Origin of the sequence: Fusobacterium ulcerans ATCC 49185, from assembly GCF_900683735.1 — a bacterium.
GTDB classification, from domain to species: domain Bacteria; phylum Fusobacteriota; class Fusobacteriia; order Fusobacteriales; family Fusobacteriaceae; genus Fusobacterium_A; species Fusobacterium_A ulcerans_A.
This window is the reverse complement of record NZ_LR215979.1, coordinates 1382057-1404689: the sequence shown is the minus strand read 5'-3', so window position 1 is coordinate 1404689 and position 22633 is coordinate 1382057. Positions and strand designations below refer to the sequence as shown.

The 22633-nt window shown below is 29.0% G+C and carries 23 protein-coding genes and 2 tRNA genes; 12 read left to right on the top strand and 13 right to left on the bottom strand.

Going from position 1 to position 22633, the window contains the following annotated elements:
* Positions 1–5: 5 nt before the first annotated feature.
* From E0E45_RS06355 to traT, 4 genes are all read right to left on the bottom strand, one after another.
* On the bottom strand, positions 6–1808 hold the full coding sequence (locus E0E45_RS06355) for a polysaccharide deacetylase family protein (RefSeq protein ID WP_130890395.1): 1803 nt from the start codon (positions 1806–1808) through the stop codon (positions 6–8).
* Positions 1809–1824: 16 nt separating this feature from the next.
* Positions 1825–2940 (bottom strand): aminopeptidase, encoded by a 1116-nt coding sequence (locus tag E0E45_RS06350; RefSeq protein WP_130890394.1) that lies wholly within the window; start codon positions 2938–2940, stop codon positions 1825–1827.
* A 228-nt stretch (positions 2941–3168) separates the two neighbouring features.
* Positions 3169–4113 carry a TDT family transporter gene (locus tag E0E45_RS06345; RefSeq protein ID WP_130890393.1) on the bottom strand — a complete coding sequence of 315 codons (945 nt, stop codon included), beginning with the start codon at positions 4111–4113 and terminating at the stop codon, positions 3169–3171.
* A gap of 300 nt (positions 4114–4413) precedes the next feature.
* Positions 4414–5127: a complement resistance protein TraT gene (gene traT, locus E0E45_RS06340; RefSeq protein ID WP_130890392.1), complete on the bottom strand. Its 714-nt coding sequence runs from the start codon at positions 5125–5127 to the stop codon at positions 4414–4416.
* 311 nt (positions 5128–5438) lie between these two features.
* On the opposite strand from traT, the gene E0E45_RS06335 reads away from it, so the two are divergent.
* On the top strand, positions 5439–6806 hold the full coding sequence (locus E0E45_RS06335) for a GGDEF domain-containing protein (protein ID WP_130890391.1): 1368 nt from the start codon (positions 5439–5441) through the stop codon (positions 6804–6806).
* A 143-nt stretch (positions 6807–6949) separates the two neighbouring features.
* Here E0E45_RS06335 and E0E45_RS06330 read toward each other — a convergent pair.
* Positions 6950–7024, bottom strand: a tRNA-Gln gene (locus E0E45_RS06330).
* Between the two features lie 5 nt (positions 7025–7029).
* A tRNA-Pro gene (locus E0E45_RS06325) sits at positions 7030–7106 on the bottom strand.
* Between the two features lie 176 nt (positions 7107–7282).
* Between E0E45_RS06325 and E0E45_RS06320 the strand changes: the two genes are divergently transcribed.
* The 6 genes from E0E45_RS06320 (at position 7283) to E0E45_RS06295 (ending at position 11373) form a co-directional block, all read left to right on the top strand.
* Entirely contained in the window at positions 7283–8083 is an 801-nt protein-coding gene (locus tag E0E45_RS06320) for a Cof-type HAD-IIB family hydrolase (protein WP_130890390.1), read from the top strand.
* Between the two features lie 53 nt (positions 8084–8136).
* Complete coding sequence (locus tag E0E45_RS06315) at positions 8137–8847, top strand: AzlC family ABC transporter permease (RefSeq protein ID WP_130890389.1); 711 nt, start codon at positions 8137–8139, stop codon at positions 8845–8847.
* A 2-nt stretch (positions 8848–8849) separates the two neighbouring features.
* Complete coding sequence (locus E0E45_RS06310; RefSeq protein WP_130890388.1) at positions 8850–9185, top strand: branched-chain amino acid transporter permease; 336 nt, start codon at positions 8850–8852, stop codon at positions 9183–9185.
* An 84-nt stretch (positions 9186–9269) separates the two neighbouring features.
* Positions 9270–9992, top strand: coding sequence for an ATP-binding protein (locus E0E45_RS06305; RefSeq protein ID WP_130890387.1), 723 nt, complete (start codon positions 9270–9272; stop codon positions 9990–9992).
* A gap of 819 nt (positions 9993–10811) precedes the next feature.
* Positions 10812–11108: an HU family DNA-binding protein gene (locus E0E45_RS06300; RefSeq protein ID WP_130890386.1), complete on the top strand. Its 297-nt coding sequence runs from the start codon at positions 10812–10814 to the stop codon at positions 11106–11108.
* Complete coding sequence (locus E0E45_RS06295) at positions 11101–11373, top strand: HU family DNA-binding protein (RefSeq protein WP_130890385.1); 273 nt, start codon at positions 11101–11103, stop codon at positions 11371–11373. Before E0E45_RS06300 ends, E0E45_RS06295 begins: the two co-directional genes overlap by 8 nt.
* 198 nt (positions 11374–11571) lie before the next feature.
* Here E0E45_RS06295 and E0E45_RS06290 read toward each other — a convergent pair whose 3' ends face one another.
* Complete coding sequence (locus tag E0E45_RS06290) at positions 11572–12936, bottom strand: MATE family efflux transporter (RefSeq protein WP_130890384.1); 1365 nt, start codon at positions 12934–12936, stop codon at positions 11572–11574.
* Complete coding sequence (locus tag E0E45_RS06285) at positions 12933–13379, bottom strand: YaiI/YqxD family protein (RefSeq protein WP_130890383.1); 447 nt, start codon at positions 13377–13379, stop codon at positions 12933–12935. The genes E0E45_RS06290 and E0E45_RS06285 overlap by 4 nt, the downstream gene beginning before the upstream one ends.
* A 139-nt stretch (positions 13380–13518) precedes the next feature.
* Here E0E45_RS06285 and E0E45_RS06280 point away from each other — a divergent pair, with 139 nt between their 5' ends.
* Together E0E45_RS06280 and E0E45_RS06275 are read left to right on the top strand one after the other, a co-directional pair.
* Positions 13519–14181 carry a heavy metal-binding domain-containing protein gene (locus E0E45_RS06280; protein WP_130890382.1) on the top strand — a complete coding sequence of 221 codons (663 nt, stop codon included), beginning with the start codon at positions 13519–13521 and terminating at the stop codon, positions 14179–14181.
* A 100-nt stretch (positions 14182–14281) separates the two neighbouring features.
* Positions 14282–14659, top strand: coding sequence for a nuclear transport factor 2 family protein (locus E0E45_RS06275; RefSeq protein WP_130890381.1), 378 nt, complete (start codon positions 14282–14284; stop codon positions 14657–14659).
* Between the two features lie 218 nt (positions 14660–14877).
* Here E0E45_RS06275 and E0E45_RS06270 read toward each other — a convergent pair whose 3' ends face one another.
* Entirely contained in the window at positions 14878–15159 is a 282-nt protein-coding gene (locus E0E45_RS06270; RefSeq protein WP_130890380.1) for a hypothetical protein, read from the bottom strand.
* A 366-nt stretch (positions 15160–15525) separates the two neighbouring features.
* On the opposite strand from E0E45_RS06270, the gene E0E45_RS06265 reads away from it, so the two are divergent.
* Complete coding sequence (locus E0E45_RS06265; RefSeq protein ID WP_130890379.1) at positions 15526–15870, top strand: DUF1801 domain-containing protein; 345 nt, start codon at positions 15526–15528, stop codon at positions 15868–15870.
* Between the two features lie 177 nt (positions 15871–16047).
* On the opposite strand, the gene E0E45_RS06260 is transcribed toward E0E45_RS06265, so the two are convergent.
* The 4 genes from E0E45_RS06260 to E0E45_RS06245 are packed head-to-tail and all read right to left on the bottom strand — an operon-like array spanning position 16048 to position 19723.
* Positions 16048–16449, bottom strand: a complete 402-nt coding sequence (locus E0E45_RS06260; protein ID WP_130890378.1) for a MaoC family dehydratase — start codon at positions 16447–16449, stop codon at positions 16048–16050.
* Positions 16450–16461: 12 nt separating this feature from the next.
* Complete coding sequence (locus E0E45_RS06255) at positions 16462–17310, bottom strand: 3-keto-5-aminohexanoate cleavage protein (RefSeq protein ID WP_130890377.1); 849 nt, start codon at positions 17308–17310, stop codon at positions 16462–16464.
* Positions 17311–17330: 20 nt separating this feature from the next.
* Positions 17331–18653 carry a GntP family permease gene (locus tag E0E45_RS06250; RefSeq protein ID WP_130890376.1) on the bottom strand — a complete coding sequence of 441 codons (1323 nt, stop codon included), beginning with the start codon at positions 18651–18653 and terminating at the stop codon, positions 17331–17333.
* A 20-nt stretch (positions 18654–18673) separates the two neighbouring features.
* On the bottom strand, positions 18674–19723 hold the full coding sequence (locus E0E45_RS06245) for a ketopantoate reductase family protein (protein ID WP_130890375.1): 1050 nt from the start codon (positions 19721–19723) through the stop codon (positions 18674–18676).
* 120 nt (positions 19724–19843) lie between these two features.
* Between E0E45_RS06245 and E0E45_RS06240 the strand changes: the two genes are divergently transcribed.
* Together E0E45_RS06240 and E0E45_RS06230 are read left to right on the top strand one after the other, a co-directional pair.
* Positions 19844–21244 (top strand): sigma-54 interaction domain-containing protein, encoded by a 1401-nt coding sequence (locus E0E45_RS06240; protein WP_130890374.1) that lies wholly within the window; start codon positions 19844–19846, stop codon positions 21242–21244.
* A 369-nt stretch (positions 21245–21613) separates the two neighbouring features.
* On the top strand, positions 21614–22501 hold the full coding sequence (locus tag E0E45_RS06230) for a radical SAM protein (protein ID WP_130890373.1): 888 nt from the start codon (positions 21614–21616) through the stop codon (positions 22499–22501).
* Positions 22502–22633: the final 132 nt, after the last annotated feature.

Below are 22633 nucleotides of genomic sequence, written 5' to 3'. Positions count from 1 at the left end.
TAAAATTACGACTTAGATGATTTCTGTTCTCTTCTAAGTTTAATAAAATTATAATTTCCATGTACCTTTCTCTTGAAACTAAGCATATTGTTCGTTGGGAATATACCAATTCTTCTAATCTGAAACAGATCTTCTGAAAAAGATAAATCCCCTGAATCAGTTGCTACAGCAAAGGAGTATCCACATTCTCTGACGAATTCTTTAACTTCTTCATTAAGATCTCCATAAGGATAAGCAAAACATACAAGTTTTTCTCCTAATTTTTCTTCTAAGAACTCAGTAGATTTAGTTATCTCCTCTTTTGCCTGCTCAAATGGTATATGAGCAAGTTTCTGGTGGGTCATAGTATGCCCTCCAAATTCTATTCCATACTCCTGCATTTCCTTTATCATATCCCAACTCATAAGAGCGAACTCTTTTTCAGGGTTTTCAGGAACTTCTACATCCCATTTATTATAATTCAAGTGTGATACTAAGTATATAATACACTTAAATTGATATTTTTTCAAGATAGGAAATGCAATTTTATAATTATCTTCATACCCATCATCAAAAGTAAGTATTATATATTTTTTACCATTATTGAATCTATTTCTATAGTTTAGCTTTAAAAGTTCTTTAAAAGTTATAGGTTCATAATTATTTTCTTTAAGATATTTCATATGTTTGTCAAATTTTTCAGCAGTGATATAAGTTCCATGAACTCCTCCCTCGCTTTCATCATTGACGACTTTATGATACATTATCACAGGAATATCGTACTTTCTTTTAAGAACATATGCTTTGGCATATATTTTTTCGATTTTATCAGTAATTATATTGAGATCAAATTCATCTGCTATATTTTTTCTCAGTTCAAGTAACTCCTCTTCATTAAGATTAATGGCAGAATGAATATCTTCTTTTACCCGATTCCAATTAAAATTTTCAGAATTATTAAATTCTATGTCACCAAAATTTGAAGCAAGAGCTTCAGTGAGATTATCTTTAGTGACAAGACCAATATATTTTGCTTCGCCAATGGCTATTACAGGTTTTCCAGAGAGTATTCCTTCAACAGCAACTCTTCCTGCTCCTACAACAATATCAGATTCTTTTATTTTTTTAGGAACATCATTTACATATCCCATGAATTTTATATTTTCATAATCAAAGAATTTTTGAAATTTTTCAGGAATATCTTTCCCTCCAATTAATCTTATCTCTAAATTATTAACATGAGAAAGTATTTCCAGTAATTTGTAAGCCACTTCTCCCTTAGGCCCAGAAAGCCTTCCAATTATAGAAAGAATTTTTTTATCTCCAACATTCTTTTGAGGAATAAAAGGATATTCAGCAGTATTAATAGGATTTCTCAGTACCACAGCTTTTTCAGGAGAAATTCCTAGTTCATTTATCAAATGCCTTTCAATGTTTTCACATACAGGGATAGTTAAATCTCCAAATGCTTTAAATATTTTTCTGCTCAAATGTACTGGCTGTCTTCCATGTGTAGATGTAATAAGAGGTATTCCAGCAATTTTACATGCTATTTCTGAACTCCATGAAGAAGCTCTTGAGTGGGCATGAACTACATGGATATCATTTTCTTTTATTATTTTCAAAAGAGTTTTAACTTGGTTTATACGTTCTCCAATTCCTCTTTTATTAAATTCTAATTTTATATATTTAGCTTTACTTTCTTTTGTGAGAGTATCTGAAACTATAATTACATTGTTTCCTCTTTTGATAAGTTCATCACTAAGAGTAACTCCATAAACCTCTGCTCCAGTTACCTCTAGCTGAGAAAGTGCCATAAGAATATTCATTATCCCTCCTAGCAGATTATTTTAAGTTTTCTGGGTTTAATACTTTTAATTCATCAATAACGAAGATACCATCTTTTCTTATAAGAACATCATCAAACCAGATTTCTCCTCCACCCCATTCTTCTCTTTGAATTAAAACAAGATCCCAGTGAATGCTTGATTTATTACCGTTATCAGCAGCTTTATATGCCTGTCCAGGTGTGAAGTGGATACTTCCAGCTATTTTTTCATCAAAAAGAGTATCTTTCATAGGTTTTAAAACATATGGATTAACTCCAATAGCAAATTCTCCAATATATCTTGCACCTTCATCAGTATCTAAAATCTGATTGATTTTTTCATTGTCATTGCTTGTAGCTTTTATGATTTTCCCATCTTTGAATTCAAAAGTTACATTTTCAAAAGTAAATCCTTGATAATTAGATGGAGTATTATATGAAATAATTCCATTTACACTATCTTTAATAGGGGCAGTATATACTTCTCCATCAGGAATGTTTCTAAGTCCATAACATTTTACATTTGGAATATTTTCGATAGAAAAGGATATATCAGTACCATTTCCTTTTATTCTTACTTTATCAGTCTTATTTAAAAGTATTGATAAAGATTCCATAGCTCTTTCCATTTTAGAATAATCAAGACAGCATACATCAAAATAGAAATCTTCAAATGCCTCAAGTGATGTGCTTGCAAGCTGAGCCATAGAATTATTTGGATATCTAAGAACTACCCATTTAGTGTTATTAACTCTTTCTTTTAAATGAACAGGGTTAGTAAAATATTCTGAATATATTTTCATTTTATCAGCAGCTACATCTGATAATTCAGTAGAGTTGTCTGTTCCTCTGATAGCAATGTAAGCGTCCATATCCTTCATTCTTTCAAGCTCATACTTAGCCATCATCTCTATTTGTTCTTTACTGCATCCCTTTAATAATTCTCTCAATATAGTTTGATCTTTATTTGTTACAAATGGATATCCTCCAGCTGCATAAGTTTCCTTTATTAGAGCCTTTACCAGATTTTTAGAAGATTCTCCAAAAGATTCTATCAAAACTTTCTCACCCTTTTCTATTCTGCAAGAATGGCTGACAAGATTTTTTGCTAGTTTTTCAATTCTTTGATCCACATTATTCACCTCATAAGTAATTTAAATTCTTCGTATAAATTATACTATATATACAAGAAGAATACAACATTGACTCTCTTTAAATAATAAAAAATATATAATATCAAAAAATAAAAAAAGGATAATACCTGGAGTTAGAACAGTTACATTGTTGTATCCTTCCAATTGCAGCAGTTAAAATTGCCAACTGCTTCTATTCTTACTCTTAAGTTATCCTTTAAATTTATTTTATGCTGCATAGATTATAAACTTTTTAATATAGTGAATCATTTTAATAAATACAATGGCAATTATTACAGAAGCAGCTATAGATAAAAATAATCCAATGTTATGCCACAGAGTATAATTTTTACTGTTTAAAGCATAAAGATAATTTGAATATTTTAATACAGCAGTTGCTCCTATTGCCAGTGGAAATGTAAATGAAGCATAGCTTGGATTAAATGAAATCTTTAATATTCTGAAAAAAGATACATATACAAGAATAGTCATAAATATTGCAAGGGGTAAAAGTATATATATTATAATTTCAGAAGGATTATTGAATACTGTAAGGTATCCAGCTAGACATAGACTAGGTGGAGCTGCCATAATTGCAAAAGTTGGAAGTCTTCCATCATCTATTGGCTCTATAAAAATTATTCTGTACATCATTATAGGGAGCATAATTAAATATAAGATAAAGCCAATATAGAAAATCACATGGTTAAGATTTGGAAAATTCATATTAGCTCCTGAAACACAAGCTACAACTATTCCAACTGGGGGAATAAACCAACTAGGAATAAGATGATTCAAGTCAAAATTCTTTGCTCTGTGATAGAAGAATATAAAACAGAATGCTATATGAACTGTTATTGCAATTAACCACAAAACTCTCCCTAAAATCAGATAATAATTAACAATAAATCCTGCCAATACCATCAAAGTCATATCCATAGTAGGAATAAAACTTCCCAGTGTAGGATGACTTAATTCATTTTTCAGTTGATCAAAATGCAGACAGTCTTTGACAAAAATAATTATTACAAGAAAAAAAGATATCAAATCTCCTATATAAATAGGAATATCTCCAAGAAACGTGCCAAGTGCACCAGATATACCTGAGATCCCAAGTGCAAGTCCAGTAAGTGCTACAGGCAGATCCCTAAATTTGTGAATCACTTTTTTCATATTACCTCCATATATAATTTTTTATTTCCAAGTTATCATATCATAAAAATTAAATAAAATAAAATTATTGATTGTTATATTGTGATAAATAATTTTTATATATATTTTAAAAATGATCAATAGTTTTCTAAAATCAAATTTAATAATTTTTTATTCAAATATCTCTATGATTTCTAATCTTATATACTTATCTTCATAAAATTTTTTTTCACTTCTTTTAATTTTTTTATGCACTTTATTTTTACAATTTCCTAACATATAAAAAAGAGGATGAAGTTTCTTTCATCCTCTTAAAAGTTTTTAAAATATATTGCTTATTGTTTTTATAAGTTCATTTTTTAATTGTGGTTCAGCATCTGGCAGTTCAAGATTTACTTTATTAGCTGTACTCACAACTCTAGTTTGATATTTATTCATGTTTCCAGTACCTTCAGTAGCATATATATTTCTTCCTTGTGTTCCTTGAGTAGTTGCATTTATAGAAAGATTATTTACTTTAGTACCAGATTTCTCACTGATTAAAATATCAGTTATCATTGTATAATAAGCATCTTCCACAAGAGCATCTGAAAGAATTCCAATAGCTCCTCCCACAAGCCCCCAGCCAATAGCAGTATTAACTGAACCAGTATTATATCCACCAATAGCAGCACCTATTCCTGCACCAGCTACACCACTTAAAGCAGCTTGAGATTCTTTTAAATCCATTTTGCTAAGCTGCAATATATTAACCTGCAACCAGTAATTAGCATTTTTAGGAGCTGAAACTATTTTATATCCTTTTCCTATTAAGGTATTTTTAATTTCGCTTTCTATATCCAAATTGCTTGTTGAAGTGTTTTTCACTTGTATAAAGACTGTTTTGTCTGTTATGTTTTCTGGGTTTAGCCATATTGTTTCAGAAAGTTTTGTTTCAGTGGCTAAATTTCTTTTTTTGATAGCAGTTTCTAAAGAACTGCATCCAGATAATAGTAATATAATAAGAACCATAGTTAATAAAAAATATTTTTTCATTGTTATCCCTCCCGCAAAATAAAAAACTCATATAAGTAATACTAGCATAAAATAATTTTTTAGTAAACCCAAACAAATTAAATTTTAAGAAAAAAATATTTTTTGTATGAATAAAAAATATTTGAATGAAAATAGTATAAAAATTGGATGATAAGATCAAATATATTCTTTATTTCGTTTTTTATAAGGGGTTTTTCCTATTGATTTATATTAAATAAAATGCTATTATAAACTAATATAAAAGGTTTAAGAATCGCTGTATACAATGAATAATTAGGATAAAATTATATAAATAATTTGGGAGAAAGTATATGGAAGAACTATTAAATGAATTAAATGAGGTTATATATGTTGTTGATTTGGAAAGTTATGAACTACTCTATTTAAATACATTTACCTTAAGACTTTTTGGATATGAGAAATTTAATGAGATAAAAAAACAGACATGTTATGAAGTTTTTTATAAAGCAGATTCTCCATGCTCATTTTGCAATGCAAGTCGTCTGACATTGGAAGAATATTATGAATGGGAATGTAAAAATCCTTTATTAAATAAATATTTCATCGTTAAGGAAAAACTATTAGAATGGAATGGCAAAAATACTCATTTAGTAATAGCTGTAGATATTACACAGAAGCAAAGTGAAAGAGATAGATTAGAACAAACATTAGATAATGAAAGAATAGTATCAAATTGTATAAAGATGATGCATTCATCAGTTGATATTGATGTTTCTATTTTTAATACCCTTAAAGTAATGGGAAAATATTTGAATGGTGAGCGTACATATATATTTGAGCTGACTGATAATAATACTTTAAATAATACATATGAATGGTGTGCTGAGGGAGTAGAGGCAGAAAAAGAAATGCTGCAGGATGTACCTGTTGAAGATTTGGCTAGATGGATAAGTGTTTTTAATAGAGGTTCAAATATAATAATAGAGAATGTAGATGAACTCAAGGAAATTGATGAAAAAGAATATATGACTCTTTATTCGCAAAATATACATTCTCTAGTAGTTATACCTATAATGGAAAATGGAGTTTTTTATGGATTTTTTGGAGTGGATAATCCTCCTGCTGAGAGAATACAAAATATAACTAATATTTTAAATATTCTATCATACTTCTTTTTAGAGATACTTCAACGTAGGAAGTTAATGGAGAAACTACAGAAATTAAGCTATTTTGATACACTAACTGGTGCTTTGAACAGAAATGCTTTCATAAGAGATATTGAAAAACCACAGAGAATTGCTAAACAACTAGGAGTAGTATTTGTAGATGTAAATGGATTGAAAGAAGTAAATGATAATTTTGGACATATGGCTGGAGATGAGCTTATTATCAACACTTTTAATAAAATAAAAAAAGTATTTAAAAATGGTTTAAAGTATAGAACTGGTGGGGATGAGTTTATTATATTCTGCAGAAATGAAACTGAAGAGGTTTTTGCAAAGAAAGTTGTTGAACTGAAAACAAATTTACAAAGTGGAAATGGAAATATAGCAGCAGTAGGTGCTAACTGGATATCAAGTACTGATAATATAAATAAATCAATAAAGATGGCTGAAATAAATATGTACAAAGATAAAGAGAAATTTTATAATTATCAGGCTGAAAATGAAAAAGATATAATGGGCAGAAAAAGGTATCTTCAAAAATTAGAGAAATAAACTGTAATTTATTTTGAGTTATACATAACAAATTTTAAACAAAGTCAGGGAGAATTTTCTTCCTGATTTCTATTTTATGAAATAATATTCAAAAAAATAAAAAACCTCTTAAATTTTCATATAAGAGGCAATTATTAATAAAATGGCTGGGCTGGCTGGATTCGAACCAGCGCATGACGGAGTCAAAGTCCGTTGCCTTACCGCTTGGCGACAGCCCAATCAATGGTCGGAATAGCAAGATTCGAACTTGCGGCCCCCTGCTCCCAAGGCAGGTGCGCTACCGGACTGCGCTATATTCCGACTTTCGTTGACAAAGATTATAATATCATAAAATATGCTTTGTGTCAATAAAATTCTTCATAAAATTTTAGAAAATAATTGAACAAAAATTTGATATTTTTACTTGTTTTTTTTTCGGAAAATGGTATAATTAGAAAGGCTTATACTAAAAAAATAGGAAATAGCAGGAGGAATGAATGAAATATAAGGCCATTGTGTGTGATTTAGATGGAACACTATTGAACTCTGAACATACAATATCTAAATATACTAGAGATGTGATAAAAGATGTAACCAGTCTTGGGGTAAAATTTTTTATTGCTACTGGAAGACATCATATGGATGCTTTAAAATTTAAAGAAATGCTTGGACTTGATTCTTATCTAATCAGTTCAAATGGAGCAAGGATACATGATGAAAATAATGACATTATATTTAAAGGGGATATTCCAAAAGAATTAAGCAATGAGATATTTGACTTAAATGTGAATGAAGAGATTCATAAAAATATATATAAAGGAGATTTCTGGTATTCAGAAAAGCCATTAAATGAGGCTCATGAATATCACAAAGAATCTGGCTTTACATATAATGTAAGAAAATTTTCTGAGTTAAAGAATAGTGAAGTGATAAAGTTTTTCTATATTAATGAAAATGAAAAACTCATAAGAAATCTTGAAAATGAAATTAATGAAAAATTTGGAGATAGAATAAATCTTACTCTTTCCCTTCCAATATGTCTGGAGATAATGAATAAGGGAATTTCTAAAGGAAGTGCAATAACAGATATACTTCTTCCAAAATTTGGGATAAAAACTGAAGAAGTTATATCATTTGGTGATGGATTAAATGACTATGAGATGCTTGATGTAGTGGGGGAAGGGCTTCTTATGGGAAACTGTAATCCAAGATTGAAGGAACTTCTTCCTAATAATAGGGTAATTGGAAGAAATGATGAAAATGGAGTGGCTGAATATTTAAAGAAAGTTTTTCTATAATAATTAATTAGGGTAAACAATAGTAATATAATTAATAAAAAGTGAGGGGAAATATGAAAAAAGCATTAAAAGCGGCATTCAAAGCAACAATGCCGGTTTTTTTCGGGTACATTTTTGTAGGAATGGCCTTTGGACTGCTGTGTCAGAGAAATGGATATAATTTTATCTGGGCATTATTTATTGGACTTGGAGTATATTCAGGCTCTATGCAGTTTGTACTTTTGAATCTTTTAACAGGTGGGGCAGGAATACTAGAAGCGATTATCACCACTTTAATAGTGAATGCAAGATATGCTCTTTATGGAATATCATTTACTGATTTATTTAAAAAAATGAAAAAAGTCAGACCATATATGATACATACACTTACAGATGAAGTATATGCAATTATGTGTTCAGCAAAAGTTCCACTGGGAGTTAATAGAAAACAGTTATTTTTGGCAATAGCAGGATTAAGCCACTTTTATTGGGTATTAGGTGGAGTCTTAGGAGCAATATTGGGATCTGCTGTACAGTTTAACAGTAAAGGAATAGATTTTGCAATGACTGCTTTGTTTATAGTTATATTTGTAGATCAGTTTCTTACTTTTCCAACTAGAACACCTAGTGTCTTGGGAGTATTAAGTGGATTTGTATGTCTGATATTTTTAGGCTCAAAAAATATGCTGATTCCTTCTATAGCAATTATAATAGTTTTTTTAATAGTTTTTAAATCAAGGTTGGAAAAAAAGATAGAAATGGCAAAGAAAAGGGGAGTGAGATAATTATGAGAGCAGGATTTTTATATTCTGTTTCTATAATAGTAGCAGTAGGAGCGACTTCATATTTTTTAAGAGCTTTCCCATTTCTTGTATTGAATAAAAAAAATAAAGCAGTGGAAAAGTATATGATGTATTTAGGAAAAGTTTTACCACCAGCAGTAATTGGAATACTTATTATATTTTGTCTGAAAGATACCAATGTACTGAAAGCTCCACATGGAGTTCCTGAAATACTGGCAGTAGCAGTTGTGGTACTGCTTCATGTATGGAGAAGAAATAGTTTGATAAGTATTTTAGGAGGAACAGCATTCTATATGTATCTTGTCCAAAAAATATTTTAAGTGTATCATATGTTACCGAATTTATTTTCTTCATATAGTAATATATTTGTATAAAGATGTAATAAATGGAGAGGTGACATATAGATGATAAGAAAAATAATAAAAATTGATGAGGAAAAATGCAATGGATGTGGAATATGTGTTTCAGCTTGCCACGAAGGGGCAATTGGAATGGTAAATGGGAAAGCTAAACTGATGAGAGATGACTATTGTGATGGTTTGGGAGATTGTCTTCCAGGGTGTCCAGTAAATGCAATTAGCTTTGAAGAAAGAGAAGCAGCTGAATATGATGAAGCAGCAGTAAAAGCTAATATGGCTGCTAAAAAAGCTGAGCCAGCTCCTTCTGTTCACTTTGGATGTCCAGGAATGCACTCTAAAACTATTGAGAGAAAAACTGAAAAACATGAATCTCATGAAATTAGAGAATCAAGGGAAATTGAATCTCAATTGAATCAATGGCCAGTACAGATAAAGCTTGTTCCAATAAATGCAGCATATTTTAATAATGCTAACTTATTGATAGCTGCAGATTGTACAGCATATGCTTATGGAGATTTCCATAATAAGTTTATAAAAAATAGAATAACTTTGATAGGGTGCCCTAAATTAGATGAAGGGGACTATGCAGATAAATTAACTGCAATTCTTGAGAATAATGATATAAAATCACTTACTGTGGTGCGTATGCAGGTTCCATGTTGTGGTGGAATAGTAAATGCAGTAAAGAAAGCATTGCTTCAAAGTGGTAAACTGATACCTTGGAATATTGTAACAATATCTACAAATGGAGAAATAATAGAAGATTAATATATAATTAGAGGGGCTGTAAATTAAAACAGCCTCTTTTTAATTGCTTAGAAACAGAAATTTTTTTAGAGTAAATTATCATAGAAAAAATTTATTTATCTTTTTGAAATAAGAAAATTCTTGAAAATATTTCTGAAAATTCACATTTTCTATAATATTAAAAAGATTAATGAACATAAAAGTTTTAAAAGAAATTTGGAAATTTAAAAAATTAGAAAAAATGTTTATTCTTAAAGAAGATAAAAAGTAATATTAGAATTATTTTTATTGTAAAGAATAAATTTTATAATATTCTTTGAATTTTCCATAGAGAACTTTTTATTATATTTAGCAATATTTTTAAAGATTTTTTTATTTCTATTAATAAGGTTTTAATTTTATGCTATGTTAGCTTTTTAAAAATTTTACTTAAAGAAAAGAAAAATATTACTTTGAATTTTTAGCATCAAAACATAATTTTAAAATCTATATATATTTAAATAATATTTTAATTATGATACAAATTAAAAAAATAATTACTTGATAAGTAATTTGATTATATAAATTTATATACAAAAAAAATAAATAAAAAAATATATCAAAATAATATAATAAAAATACTTTTATAATTTAAGTAAAATAGTTATATATGTATTTTATCAAAAAAAGTATTGACAAAATAATTATTGATATTATATGATGATAAAAAAAGTGTGCTTAATCTAAAAAATAGATTTAAAGAATAAAAAATAAGTATTTTAATTACTTGTAATAATGTGTTTGAAAATAGAACATTCAAGAAGAGTAAAAATAGTTTTTAAATTTAAAGGGGGAAAATTTATGAAAGAGAAAAATTTCATTAAACTATATAAAAAGGAAAAAAATTTAAAAAATTATGAAGAGGCAAAAAGAGAAATAGATTTTTTTTGGTCTGTGCTGATAGAAGCTTTAAAACAGGATGGAAAAGTTATGTTTAAAGATTGGGGTAAGTTTGAAGTAAAAGAAGTAAAATCAAGAAAGGTTAAAACTCCAGCTAAAGAGGGAATATTTTATACATTACCTAAAAAAGTTATGGCTTTTAAATGTGGAAACGCTCTGAGAGCGAGAATAAACAATGAAGGAGGAAATAATGGATAAAAGAAAGTTTGTAAAACTTTATAAGGAACTCTGTAAAGAGGATATTACTTTGGAAACTGCAACAAAAAATATTGAGGTTTTTTTAAGAATATTAGAAAAAGCCTTATTAATAGATGGACAGGTTAAACTGATGGAAAAAGGAGTATTTGAAATAGTAGAAAAGAAACCTAAAAAAATAGCAAATCCTCAAACAAAAGAAATAATAGAAATTTATCCTAAAAAAAATATAAGATTGAGAGTTTCTAAGCATGTAAATATTAATTAAAAAATCTTAACAATTATTATATACTATGGTAGCTATCTTGGTTTAGTATGAATATAATGTAGTTTCTGAATATGATTGGCTACCATATAAAATAAAATTTTATCACTATTCTTCCCTAATCCTTTTTCAATTTCTTTTTCTGTCTTATTTTCACTTATTATTTAACAGCAGAAAAACTGTCAAAAGACAGCTTTTCTACTAATTATAACGCTTTTGCTTTTCAGCTTTTTTAGTTAGAAGTTTTAGTTCTTTCCACATAACATAAGCTGCTCCTATGCAGCAGATAGTATCTGCTGCTGGAAAACTCATCAATACTCCATCTGCTCCCCAGAAGATAGGGAGAATATAAGTAAGAGGAATAGATAAAACAGCTAATCTCAATATGATGAATCTTGTAGTTATCATACCTTTTCCCACAGCCTGAAAATAATTTGTACATGAAAGATAGATTGCAGTACTTATCATCAAGCCAAGATGTATATATGTTCCTCTTATAGTATACTCTGTAAGCTCAAGATCATTTTTTACAAAGAAATTGACAACAGTATGGGCATTTACTATTACTGCAAATAAAAGGAAAATTGAAATTATTGCAGTTAGTGTTATTGATGAATAGAATATCTTTTTCACCCTTTCATAGTTTTTGGCTCCCCAGTTATATGAGAGAAGAGGTTGTCTTCCTTGATTTAATCCCATATATCCAGTGTTTATACAAGTTCTCAGCAATGAAAGTATTCCCATTCCAGCTAGTGCAATATCTCCACCATACTTTGCAAGCTGTATATTCAATACATATACATAAGCTCCATTTAGGAATTGATTAAGAAATCCTGAATTTCCTATGTAGAAAACTTTTTTCAGAAGGTCATGATTATATCTTATATATTTCATTTTTAAAGTAAGTATGTCACTTTCCAGGAAATGATATATGAGGATAATTCCAGGAACAACATTAGCAATGGCAGTAGCTATCGCAGCTCCCTTCATTCCCATACCATATCTCATAATAAGGATATAATCCAGAACTATATTAACTATGGCACTGGCAAGATTGATAATCATAGATTCCATAGGTCTTCCTTCCAATCTTACAAATGAACAGTAAGTGATATAAATCAATTGGAATATAGTAACTGGAAACAGGTATTTATTATATTCAACAGCATAGGCAAAACTATTTTCTGTAGCTCCCATAAAAGAAACTATTTCTTCAAGAAAAAGCATGCCAAATATAGTATATACTGCTCCAATAGTAATTAATGCAAAGAAGCATGTACCAAGAACTTTTCTTGCGTCTTCAATCTTCTCTTCTCCCATTTTTATACCAGCAAGGGCACATCCACCTATACTAAAGAGAACTCCTGTGGCACTCAGGACGAGTAATATAGGAAAAGTAACAGCAAGAGCAGAAATTCCATTTCTTCCTACAGCTTGACCTATATAATATCTGTCTGTCACATTGTATATTATTCCTATAAGTATAGCAAAAGTTGCAGGTATAGAAAAACGAATGAGCAGAGATAATATATTTCCATCTCTGAATTCTTTTTCCTGATGTGTCATCTAATCCCCTCCGATTTTTTTAAAAGAGTTATAAGATTTTTTTCAAAATTCTCATCATCACTTTTTTCTCTTTTTTTAGGACCTTTTGTCCTTCCCCCATTATTCCTTATTTTCTTTGATATGTGTCTGGTAAACAGCAGTTGATCAATATTAAATTGATTGTAGATTAATCCATTTTGATTGAGGGCAGCAGCTTTTTTAGCAAGTACCATTGAAGCTAACCCAAAATCCTGAGTGACAACTATGTCATTTGCTTCTGTATTTCTTAAAAGAACAAAATCCACTGAATCATTTCCTTGAGAAACATAGACAGTTTCAGCTCCAGATTTATCTATTTTATGAGCTTCATCACAAAATATAATGGTTTTTACACCAAATTTTTTACCTGTTTCTATAGTTAATTCTACTACAGGGCAGGCATCTGCATCTATTAAAATCTTCATTATTTAACTCCTTTTATTGTGTATCAGTCTATATAATATATCATATTTTTCATAATTTTTCTTAGTATTTTAATTCTTTTTATTAATAAATTTATGCTATAATAAAACAAGTGACATTAAATTTTTGCAGGGGGAGAAATTGCTTATAACAACAACAGAAAACTTAATAGGCTATGACATAGAAGAATATCTAGGATATATTTCTGAAACTGTAACTTTTGGAGTAGATGGTTTTAGAAATGTACTTTTAATACCAAATTTTGATGTTGGAGGAGAATCATCTGTATATTGTGAAACTCTGATGAGAGCAGAAAAGTTATTAAATAAAAGATTAGAAAAAAAAGCAAAATCCTTAGGTGCTGATGCAATAATAGGATTTAGGATTAGTTATTCAGAAATCTCAGGAGGATATGTAAGAATGCTTCTTCTTTCTGGAACTGGAACAGCTGTTATAGCCAATATGAAAGAGGGGCTTAGAGAAAAAGCAGAAGAAAGAAGAATAAAAATAGAAGAAATAAAAAAGAAAGAAGAAGAATATAAAAGGATTCAGGAAGAAATTTTAATTAATAATATTCTATCTGGAAAAACTTTTCATGAATTAACTGTTGAATACTTCAATGAAAAATCAGCAGATAAAAAAATTGAAATGATAAGGGCATTAAATACAAAAGAAGAAGTTATTGCAAAAAAAGAAGAGTATAAAAATAAAGATACTCTTATGTTGATGATATTAAAAGATGCTAAGGATATTTTTGCAGAAATAGAATTATATAATAGATCTAATAAATCTCTCTATAAATAAAAATTTATATTAAATTTAAAAAATAAATTTTTAGAGAATTTTACTTTAATATAAAATTTTGATTATTGAATGATATATGATAATAGGAGGTTGTTTTTTTATGAAAAATATAATTGTTGAATTTTGGAATGAGATGGATAAACAAAATTGGAATGAATTAAGTAAATATTTTTCAATAGGAGCAGAAATAAACTGGCATGATACAAATGAATCATTTACACCAGATGAATTTGTAAAAATAAATGAATTTTATCCAGGAAACTGGAAAATAAAAATAGAGAGAATAGAAGAAATAAATAATTTGGTTATATCAGTTGTAAAGGTATCTCTAGAAAAAGAAAAAATTTCATTTCATGCAACTTCATTTTTTGATTTTGAAAATGGAAAAATAAAGAAACTAGATGAATATTGGGGAGAAGATGGAGAAATTCCTCAATGGAGAAAAGAAATGAAAATAGGAAGAAAAATAAAAGTATAGTTTCAAATTAAAGCCTATTTTAAAGTTTTATATATAATAAAAGGAGAAATTCATTAACTTGAATTCTCCTTTTATTATTTTGTTAAGATAAGTTGAAAATTTTAAATAATATAAAGCAAATAAAAAAGCACTGAATAAATACAGTGTTTTAAGTTTTACTTTTTTATTATTTTGAAGTAAAAAACTTATAGAACTATTGGTTTTTAATAATAAATAAATTATAAGAAGAACTCTAAAGTAGTTTTATCTGATGAAACATCATATGTAACTGTATATTTTATATTACAAAGTTCTTCATCATACATTAAAAAGATTTTATCTTCTACTTTATGTTCTGGAATAAGGTGAGGATTGACAACAGTGAATAATAACTCTTCATTTAAAATTTTATATTCATTTTTATTGTTTTTTTCAACCTGCAACCCAACTTTTTTAGTATAACCCTTAATATTTATACTAGAATAGCCGTCATCCATAACAAAACAAGAATATTGATTCAATAATAATACACCCCCTTTTTATTAAAATATTTTAATCTTTACATGCTGTATATTGAATATACTATTTATAGTGTATCATAAAAACCAAAAAAATCAAAAGAATGATTATTTTTTATTTATTAAAAAAAATCAAATAAAAATATATTTTTTCATAAATGCTATTTTATTTGAATGATTGAGAAAAATATCAGAAAAAATATTATAATATAAACTCTGCAAAAATTTTTATAAATAGAAAGTATGATATAATATATGTTAAAATTATGTAAGAAAAGATACAGAGTAAAAAATATTTAGAAATACAATTTTAATTAAAGGGAAAATTTATATAATAAAATTTATTATAGTTAATTTAGGGGGAAAAGCATGAATAAAGATATTCAAAATTATATTATGAAATATAGTAATGAGATACAAAAACTTTTTTATGAATTAAGGATACTTATTCTTCAAAGTGCTTCATATGATATTGAAGAGAAATTATGGGCAGGAATTCCCAGTTATTATATTGGAAAGAGGTTTATTCGTCTTATTCCATTTAAAGATCATATAAATATTGAAGCAGCAGCTATTATAGAAAATAAAAATAAATTGCAAGAATTTAAAGTCACTCCTAAAGGTATGCTGCAAATTTATTGTAATCAGGCTATACCAGCAAGTGTCTTAAAAATAATATTCAAAAATACACTTTCTGAAATACTAGATAAATAAAGAAGAGGAAAAATAAGAATTTTTAATATGGAAAAAAGGATATAATAGAGAGTAAAGCATTCTTATAAAAAAATAAATTAAACAGCCTCAGCTCATTAAGTTTAGAGCTTTGGCTGTTTAAAATTTATATCATCCAAATTATTTGCTGAAAAAACTATCTTTCTTCTATACAAAGATTTATTTCATGACTTTTGCTTCACCTGTTAAAATAATTTTTCCATCTTGATTAATACAAGTTGTTGAAAGAATTATTTTTCTTTGTTCTTCTATAATATCTATAATTTCACAAGTGGCAGTAATTGTATCCTCTAAATAGACTGGCTGTTTAAATTTCAGATTCTGTTCCAGATAAATTGTTCCCTCTCCAGGAAGTTTTGTTCCCAATACAGCGGATATCAATCCTGCTGTAAGCATTCCATGAGCTATTCTCTTTTTAAATCTTGAAGTTTCAGCATATATTTTATTCAGATGCACAGGGTTGCAATCCAGACTAATACCAGAATACAAAATGATATCTGTTTCTGTAATTGTTTTAGTGATACTTTCCTTCATTCCAATTTTTAAACTTTCAAATTCCATAGAAACATCCCCTTAAAAAACTTTTCTAGTAAGCCCATATATCTGACGAGCTTCATCAGGAGTAGCTGCTTCCAATCCATTTATTTCTAACAGTTCTTTTGCTCTTTTTACAAACTGAGCATTTGATTCAGCAGGAACTCCCTTCTGCCACATTACATTGTCTTCCATACCTATACGGATATGTGCCCCCATTGCTATTGCAGCCATCATGATAGGCATATGACCTGACCCTATTCCACAAGCTGCCCATGTTGAACCTGCTGGTATTAAACTTTTAAGAAATACAAGATTTTCAACTGTACTTGTCATTCCACCAGGACATCCTAAAACTATCTGGAAATGACAGGGAGCTTTTAAGACTCCTTTTTTCATATAGTAGATTGCATTATATATCATACCTGCATCAAAAATTTCTATCTCTGGTTTTATATTGCTTTCTATTAAAGCATTTCCTAATTTCTCTAAAAAACGAGGATGATTTTCAAAAATTGTACGATGCTGCCAGTTAAGAGTTCCAGCATCATATGAGGCCATCTCTGGAAGTAATTTTTGAAGAGGATATATTCTTTCCTCATCTCCGAATCCTACACTTCCTGAACTTGTTATATTAAGACAGATATCACAGTCCTTATAGGCTCTTATTCTTTCAATTGTTTCTTTATATTTTTCAAAGTCAGTTGATGGAGTTCCATCATCATTTCTTACGTGGATATGAGCTATTGCAGCTCCAGCTTTCCAGCATTCATATACATCTTTTGCTATCTCTTCAGGTGTTATAGATAAATTAGGATTCTGTTCCCTTGTAGGCCATGATCCTGTTATTGCTGCTGTTATTACTCTTTTATTTTTTAAATCTGACATAAATTATTCCTCCTTAATTTTTATAAGAATATTACTATTATCACTGTAGAAACTATTGTTACAATAGATGGAATCACAATACTGCATACGAATACATGCTTATAGGCAGTTTTATGATTCAGTCCCAATACTGCAAACATTAGAAACAATCCTGGTGAGTGGGGAAGTGTATCCAATGCTGAAGCTGAAATTGATGACAGCCTATGAAGAACTGGAAGATTTGCAGTTGATGACAGGAAAGTTTTTCCTAATGAATCATACATAATTTTCAATCCACCAGATGAAGAACCTGTAACTGCACATACTACCATTGTAGCTACAATTGCTTGAACATAAGGATTTAGCTGTAGTCCTAGTACCCAGCTTACTATATGTTTAAAAGCTATTGAATTAGAAACCACTGTTCCAAACCCCACAACTCCTGCCAGTCCACCTATACTTGTTATTCCACCTTCCAAACCTGTTGTAAAAATATTTTTCATATTTTTATCTTTAAATCTTGCAATGTTCAAAACATATGTTAAAAGTGCTCCTACAAGCATTCCAAGTACTGCCAGCATAGTTGAGTTTGCTACAAATCTGCTTCCTATAATAATTATAAGTACAAGAGATACAAGTGGTGTAAAAGATATTGTTACTGAAGGAAGCTGGCTTCTGTCTTTTATTTCATAAAGCAGAGGGTCGGCATTTTCAGGATAACTCCATACTTCTCCTCTTTTTCTAGCCAGTTTTTCTGCATATCCCATATACAGTATTGCCATTGTAAACATTGCTATAGTAGCAAGAATCCCAAATACAGGAGCAGCAGTCAGTGTTGTTCCCAAATATTGAGTTGGGATAACATTTGTTAAAGCTGTAGTTCCTGGAAGGGAAGTCATTGTATAAGTTGCTGATCCTGTTATTAGACACGCCATTGTCAAATGTCTTGGAAGATTAGCCTCTTTAAATAATAAGAACATAATAGGTGCAACTGCATAAACAACAACAAACAGGCTTACACCACCATATGTCAATACACTTATAATCAAAGTTGAAACTAAAAGCACTCTTTTCTTTCCAAACCAGTCGATAAATTGATATCCTATAGAAGTTGCACATCCTGAAATATCCATCAGCTTTGCATATAGTGCTGAACTACAGAATAGTAAAAAATAACTGAAATATGCACTTGTATATCCATTCATATAGTACTGAGAAAATCCAGTCCAGATAGGAATTTTACTTGACAATATAACAACCAGTGAAGCAAGAAGTGTCAAAGGAAGAGCTCCAAGTCCTTTGTAAGCTCCTATGACTAAAACTACAACTGCTAATATCAAACCTATTACAGATAATATATCCATCTTTCCTCCTAATTTTAATTCTATTTTTCTTCTTTGTAATATTCATAGTTGAATAGGTCATCATTAAAATATTTTAAATTATCCATTGAAAGAGGAAGAATTTTATCCTCTATTTTACTAACTATTTCAACAACAGTATCGTTGAATGGTGTATGAATATTGTGTTTATCTCCTGTTGAACTTACATACCCATTTATCATGAGAACTTCTGTTTTCTTTCCTTTTTCTAGGTCCTGTAACATACTAGCTTTAGCTGTGTGCATATCCTTATACATTTCTAAAAACATTCTTTGATTAATATTAAACATTTCTTGATCCTTTATGTCGCATGAAAAAGGTTCCTGTTCATTTAAAAGAATTGGAAGTTCATATCCTTCTGCTTCACAGCATTTTTTTACCTCTCTTGCTAGATAACTCAGACAGGCCCTTGATTTTTCATTCTTCAAAATCTCCCCAAATGTTGCTCCACATGCAGCAGACATTCCACTCATACAAGCATTATTTATCAGCTTTCCCCATCTTGATGCCATTAAACTGTCAGTAATTTTTGCCTTTCCCATATATCCCAATACTTGTGCTATCCTATTTATTCTTTCTCCTATAGTACCATCTATCTCCCCTATTTCAAAAAGATGATCATTTTTTGTTATATCTTGTGTCAGCTCTGATACTCCTGGCTCTACAAAAGTTGCTCCCCACAGAACTGTTCCTCCTACTGTTCTTTTTTCTCCTACATATTCTGCTACAAAATGTTCTGGTACCCCATTCTGTAATGTACACACTGTACTTTTCTCATTTAAATGAGGAAGAAGATTTTTTAAAACCACATCATTTGCTGTTTGCTTTGTGAAAAGAAAGACTATATCATATATTCCTTTCATTTCCTCTGGAGTAATTGCTTTCACAGGTATCAGCATATCCACACTTCCAATAATATGAGCACCATTTTTATTCAGCATATCCACATGTTCTTTGTAGTTGTCAATCATTTCTACATCTAAACCATTCTTTGTCATATAGGCCCCCATAACAGTTCCCATTGCTCCACATCCCAAAATTGCTATTTTCATACTTGACCTCCTTATTTATTTCCTTGCCCTAATAATAAGCAATATCTATGCCAAATATTATAATTAAGTTTTTAATCTTTTTGTGTTATAATTTTAAGAGAGCTGAGAGGGAGGTGTGCAATGATACAAAGAGAACTTTTAGAAAATGCTCTGGATAATCTTCCTTATGGAATCTATATTGTTGATTCTCTTGGAAACTATGTTTTTGCCAATACTGTTTATGTAAATATGGTAAAAATACCAAAAGAAAAGCTGTTAGCATATAATGTATATAGTCTAAAGAAAAATAAGGAGATTAATATCTGCATTACAGAAAAAGTCTGTAAACTGAAAAAAAGAATAGTGATGTTTCAAGATGTAGAAATAAAGGGACATGAACATTATAAACAAATTGTAGCTTCCAGCCCTATTTTAGATATGAATGGAAATATAGCATGTGTGATTGCACTTTGTATTCCTGTTGAAAATATAAATTATCTTTATCAGGAAGCTATTCATAATGAAGTAAGATCCTTTATAAAATTGCCTGCTATTGAGAATCAGAAATTAAAAAATATAATTGCTGAAAGTCCTGTTATGAAAAATATTATGAATCTGGCTGATACTTTAGCTCCTCTTGATACAACTGTAATAATTTTAGGGGAATCTGGAACTGGAAAAGAGGTTTTAGCCAAATATATTCATGAAAAAAGCCAAAGAGCTTCAAAAGAAATGATTATTATAAACTGTGCTTCTCTTCCTGAGAGCCTTCTGGAGTCTGAATTATTTGGCTACGAAAAAGGAGCATTTACAGGTGCTTCTTCACAAGGGAAAAAAGGGTTGTTTGAAGCAGCTAATGACAGTACACTTTTTCTTGATGAAATAAATTCTTTGCCATTAGCATTGCAGGGAAAAATATTAAGAGCTATAGAAACAAAAACAATAAGCAGAATTGGTTCTACTGTTACTAGGAAAGTTAATTTTAGATTGATTACTGCTGCAAATGAAGATTTGCTGAAGATGGTACATGAAAAAAGATTCAGAGAAGACTTATATTATAGGTTAAATATTGTTCCAATCTATCTCCCACCTTTGTGTGAAAGAAAAGAAGATATTTTACCTTTAGTGGAACATTTTAGAGAATACTATTGTAATAGCTATAATAAGACTAAAATATTTTCTCAAAAAACTCTTAAAGCCATCTTGAACTATAACTGGCCTGGAAATATTAGAGAACTTAGAAATTTTGTAGAAAGAAGCTTTATTATGATTACAGGGGAAATTATTGAACTTTCAAATATAGCTCCACTTTTATTTATAGAGCAGAAACCATCTTTAGCTTTAAATGATGAAGAGGGTGAAATTGTTTTTCATGAAGAAACAGAAATTAAAGATCAATCTCTAAATGAATATTTAGAAGAATGTGAAAAGAGATATATTAAATATGCTTTAAAAAAATATGGCAGTACTTATAAGGCAGCTGAATTTTTAAAAACAAGTCAAACAATGATTGCAAGAAAGAAGAAAAAGTATAATCTTTAGAATAAGTTATTCTTAACTTGTTGTTGAGTTGATTTTAAATTATAAGTTAAAATTGACTTATTGTTTAGTAAAAAATTTTATTAAAGGAAAATAAAATTTATTTTTATAAAAATATAATGCTGGAAAGATAAATGAAATTTAACTTTAGAAAAATTTTGCCAGGATATTTATTTTATGGTTATATACTAAGATTAATCCCTATACTAGATATATCTTTAAATATGTTTAGAGGAAATTTATTATTTGCCTTTACAGTATTACCTGTTTGCTATTTAGGAAAATATGCTATTATAGAAATATATAAATTATTTGAAAAAAATTAACTGAAACAATTTTAAAGAAAAAACTAATAAAAGAGGTGTGATTCTTATGATAAAAAATTTAAGTGAAGTATGGATTGGGGATATGTATCGTCCTCCTAGTGAAGCTTATAGCCTTATTCTTCAAGTAACAGTTGGGTGTTCTCACAATAAATGTACTTTTTGCGATATGTATAAAAGTAAAAAGTTTTCTATAAAGCCTATAGAACAGATAAAAAGAGAAATAGAATATTTCAGAAAAGAAGTAAAATATGCTGACAGGATATTCCTTGCTGATGGAGATGCAATGATAATACCTACAGAAAAGCTTTTAGAAATATTAGCATATATAAAAGAAATATTTCCTGAATGTAAAAGAATATCTTCTTATGCTACACATAAGTCTATACAATTGAAAACAGATGAGGAACTTAAAAAAATAAGAGAAAGTGGAATCTCATTACTATATATAGGACTGGAAAGTGGAGATGATAAAGTTCTGGAAAAGATTAACAAAGGAGTAACTGCAGCTGAACATGCTGCTCTATGCAGGAAAGCAAAAAAAGCAGGCTTCTTACTTTCAGTTACTTTCATAGTTGGAGTTCTAGGAAAAAAAGACTGGACAGATCATGCCATTAAGACTGGGGAATTAATAAGTGAAATAGAACCAGATTTTGTAGGGCTTCTTACTCTTAGAGTAAAAGAAGGAACAGAATTGCATAATGAATACCTCAGAGGAGAATTTCAAAAAGCTGATGGAATAGAAATATTAAAAGAAACAGAAAAAATAATAGAAAATATAAATGTAAAAGCACCTGTTGTCTTTAGAACAAATCATGCTTCTAACTATCTGAGCTTGGGAGGTACATTTCCTCAGGATAAGGAAAGACTTCTTTCAGAAATAAAAAGTGTTTTACAAAGAGGTACTATAATAGAAAGAAGATATAGAGAACTTTAAATAATTATAGAAACTAAAATATAACTTCAGAATTTTCCAGTAGAAATATTTATTATTAATTTTATTTATAAAATAAAAATAAAATGAATGATTGGTGCTGTATCTCAATAATTACAGTAAATAACAATGTTT